Origin of the sequence: Bradyrhizobium hipponense (genome assembly GCF_008123965.1) — a bacterium.
In the GTDB taxonomy this organism is placed as follows: domain Bacteria; phylum Pseudomonadota; class Alphaproteobacteria; order Rhizobiales; family Xanthobacteraceae; genus Bradyrhizobium; species Bradyrhizobium hipponense.
Genome location: NZ_VSTH01000309.1, coordinates 1 through 3,509 on the forward strand (window position 1 = coordinate 1; position 3,509 = coordinate 3,509).

A 3,509-nucleotide genomic window follows, 5' to 3' on the forward strand; every position below is an offset into this window, starting at 1 on the left:
GCCGGTCGTTGTCCTCCGGAGGACGGCGGCGGTGCGCCCGGCTATGCCGAATACCTCGATGCCATCAGCGACCCCGCACATCCAGAGCACGAACGTATGCGCCGCTGGGGGCCCGAACAGTTCGATCCCGACGTCGTCGACCGGAAGACGCTCGAGGCCGCCGTCAACGCATTGTCCGGAATTTGGAAGCCACGGCGCCGCGTCACGCGCTCAAAATAGGCGTCAAGCGCCAATCGAAAGGGCCGCAGCGCTACGCTTACGGTAAGCGGTTTTGCAAATCGGTCCATGCTCTCGATGATCTCGTTCAGGATCGGTCTTTCCGCTCCTTCGATATCGATCTTGATGAACGAGATCTTTTTGACGTCCGCGCCGAGCACTCCCATGAGCGTATTGCTATTAACAAGTGTATAATTGGGTCCACCCTAGCTTTCCAGTAGGGTTGCCGTGCCGCTGTGAATTGCTCCAAGCATAAATCCGGTCAGATTTGGCTCCCAAAATCCGAAGAAGAATATTCGCTTCGGCACAAAGTCGCCGATCCTGTCTCGGATCTTGCTGCCAAAGAACGTCTCGAAGGTCCGCTCGTTCTTGATAAGCGTACAAAGCTTGATGTGGACCCTCTGAGCCAGCGCGAACCAGTGCGCAAGTGGCTCCCAAAACACATAGGCGTTACATCGTGTGAATCGATCCATTCTCGAAAATCCCTCTGCAAAGAGTTGGAAATCGGATGTGCGGCAAGTTTAATGCTCCACTTGCGAGACACCAAATTCGGAACTTGCTTGTCTTGCAGTACGTCTCATCCTTCGGAACGGAAAAATCCAAAAATTCCCCGAAAATCCTGAAGGACAGCGTGAGGCAAATTGCCGGATCTTTAGATCGATCGGCGCCCATTCGTCGACAGCGACAACGACGCAAGCGCGATAGCACCTATTGGCTCCGTCTTCGCCGTGCCTGCCTCCACAGTGTCAACCCGAGGGTCTTGTTACGACGTACGGCTGCGATTCCCATGGCAACGTACCGGGGCGGGGCGTCAGGGGTGCGAGCGGGATGGCGTGGCTTTCGCGCCGGCGGAATCCTGCTCTATCCTGCCGGTCACCATGTTCACATTGTGCGTAAACACGGTCTTGGGGTAACGGTCGTTCGGTCCAATTGCAGGGTAGTTGAAGCCAAATGCCCTGGTCACATCAAAATAGTTGTCGTGCGTGTTGAATGGGCCGCTCAGGTTGGCGGGATCGGTACCGGGACCGGATGCGGACATCCAGTAGCTGACGGTGCCGATCAGGATGTTACCAGCCAATTCGCCGGAATCTGTATTGTCGGCGATGAACCCCTGAGTAATGCCGCCCTGCTGAATCGCCGTGTTGTAAAGAATGTTGGTCGCGTTTACGGTTGGACCGTAGACTTGGAGATAATCGCCGTGGGTTTTCGGGCCGCCCATGCCGGCCTGTTGCAGCAGGTTGTACTGAATCGTGATGTCGCCGCCATCTCGACCGTGACGCCCGATGATGTCGGAATTGGAATTCTTCAGCCATGAATATTCGATCGTGAGGCCGGGCCCTTCCATTTCGACCAGGAACTCGGCATGCCCACCCCCGGTCAAGCCGTCAATAGTAGAGTAACCTACGTACAGGTTGGAGGATGATGGAGCGCCGGAAATGACGCTGCTTTGCGGACCTCCGGGATTCGTACCATTGAAGTTCGAGTTGATCAGGCTGGTATTCGCTGCTGTCGTCACAAACGACCAGCCGCTAAAATCATAACCATCCAGTGTGACATCGTCGCCAGTCACCGTGATGCTCCTGTTGGCCACATCCACCGATACCTCGGCCAATGAGATCGTCGCAGGATCCTTAAGGAGCGTTTTCGCCGGATAACCGACACAATAATCCACGCCGGCCACATTCCATTGGGGCCGAATCCTGTATCCATTCAGCAAATGTGGATGCTGAACCGTACAAATGGGGGCCTTGGGAGAGCCGTCGTCGAGGGCATATTCGGCAACCGTCTGACCGACATTGTCGGCCTTACGAACAACGCTAGCGCCCCCTGCATCGAGAGTAGAAACTATTAATGGAGCCAGCACTGCTCCGAGGAATGAACCGATATAGCGGGCTGTCATGATAGGAATCCGTCGGACCCTTGTAACGGACGACCTGCCATGTGCGGAATTCCCGGAGCTATCGGAGCAAGGCCACCTGTACTGCCCGTCCGCCGGAAATTGAGAACTGGGCTCGTATTTGTTAAGAAAAACTCTTCTTGGAGTGAGGCCCGGATTCCGATGCAGATTCCCCAGAATATCCAGATGTTATTCCAGTAGTGAACCGTGAAGCCCACGAAGATGTACAATGCAAGCGCTAGAGTAAACCCCGCGCGGAAATCGTTCATGCAAGGGTCGTTGAAACGCCAGATGTGGGCGGTGGGCCCAGAGCGGTAGAATGACGCTATACTCGCCAGAAATATAAGGACGGCCAGTGGAATCCCGAAGCGGAGCGACAAGGTCAGCCAAACGGCGTCGACGGAGGCATTGGCGAAGAAATCCTCGCTCGGGGCGTATGTTGCGAAGCCATATCCGACATAGGGGGAGAGATTGATGTAGTAGGAGGCAGTGTCCCATGTGGCGACACGGAAATATCCGGTAGCAGGATCGAGGGTTAGATTCGCAACCAGCCACGAGACTGGTTTGTTGGCTGCGGCAAATACGGTGGCAAGGAAGATGGCCATCGCTGCGAGCATGGCCTGCCACCGCCAGGAGGATGCGGGCAGCAAACGGTCGTAGCAATAAACGGCCATTGCGATCGTGAACGCCATCAGCGGGGCGGTCGACATCGCAAGCACACATCCAAACAGGCATATCCCGCCATAAAGAATGCGACTGGAAAAACTGCGTTCCGAATACACAAAGATCGCGCCTGCAACGGCGCAGAACGTGCCATATGCAATGGGATGAGGAAATGTCGAGGCGGCTCGCAGCAAGCCGTACCGATACTCGTGGCCGGTGCTCGGCATGCCCAACAGTACTGCGGGGATGTTGTGCTGAGTGAGATGTTCGAGGGCCGCCATCGCAATGATTGCAATAGTGATGGGCTTTAGGACGTGGACGAATGTCTCTAGTTGCAGGCGCTCAAGGAAATATGCGCGCGCTAATATATAGCCGCCGGCGAACTCGAGTACGACGGCGCCTGTGTTGGAGTATGACTCGTCCGTTTGAAGTGCCGCCCCGAACATCCAGGTTGATGCTGCGAAAACAAGGATGTCTGGTGCGCCGATCCTTCGTTTTCGAAACAGCTCAACCAAACCGGGCACGAGGAGCAAACATATTACGATTCGGGACGGAATGAATTTTGCTCCTCCGATGAAAACTGTCATGGAAGAAGGCAGAGCGATCCCGATCAACACGAGCCACGCCACAAAACGATTCGAAGCTGTTGGCAGTTGAACCGCCGGGCGGCGTGCGATTCCGCCTCTACTCGTTCCCAGTGTCGACAATTCAAGCTCCCGCCGGCACGCCTGCG

The 3,509-nt window shown here is 55.7% G+C and carries 4 protein-coding genes and 1 pseudogene; 1 reads left to right on the plus strand and 4 read right to left on the minus strand.

All coding sequences use genetic code 11. The features are described 5' to 3' along the window. The coding region (locus tag FXV83_RS43485; RefSeq protein WP_235940633.1) for a plasmid pRiA4b ORF-3 family protein at positions 1-219 on the plus strand (219 nt) is incomplete at its 5' end. 92 nt (positions 220-311) lie between these two features. On the opposite strand, the pseudogene FXV83_RS45660 reads toward FXV83_RS43485, so the two are convergent. The 4 genes and pseudogenes from FXV83_RS45660 to FXV83_RS42250 all read right to left on the minus strand — a co-directional run. Next, a pseudogene (locus FXV83_RS45660) lies at positions 312-395 on the minus strand (hypothetical protein); the annotation flags it as partial. A gap of 27 nt (positions 396-422) precedes the next feature. After that, the gene (locus FXV83_RS42240) at positions 423-689 is read right to left on the minus strand and encodes a hypothetical protein (protein ID WP_148745887.1); all 267 of its coding nucleotides are present in this window, start codon (positions 687-689) and stop codon (positions 423-425) included. A 338-nt stretch (positions 690-1,027) separates the two neighbouring features. Then, on the minus strand, positions 1,028-2,116 hold the full coding sequence (locus FXV83_RS42245) for a hypothetical protein (RefSeq protein ID WP_148745888.1): 1,089 nt from the start codon (positions 2,114-2,116) through the stop codon (positions 1,028-1,030). Further along, the coding region (locus FXV83_RS42250; protein ID WP_210250811.1) for an O-antigen ligase family protein at positions 2,113-3,509 on the minus strand (1,397 nt) is incomplete at its 5' end. The genes FXV83_RS42250 and FXV83_RS42245, both read right to left, overlap by 4 nt.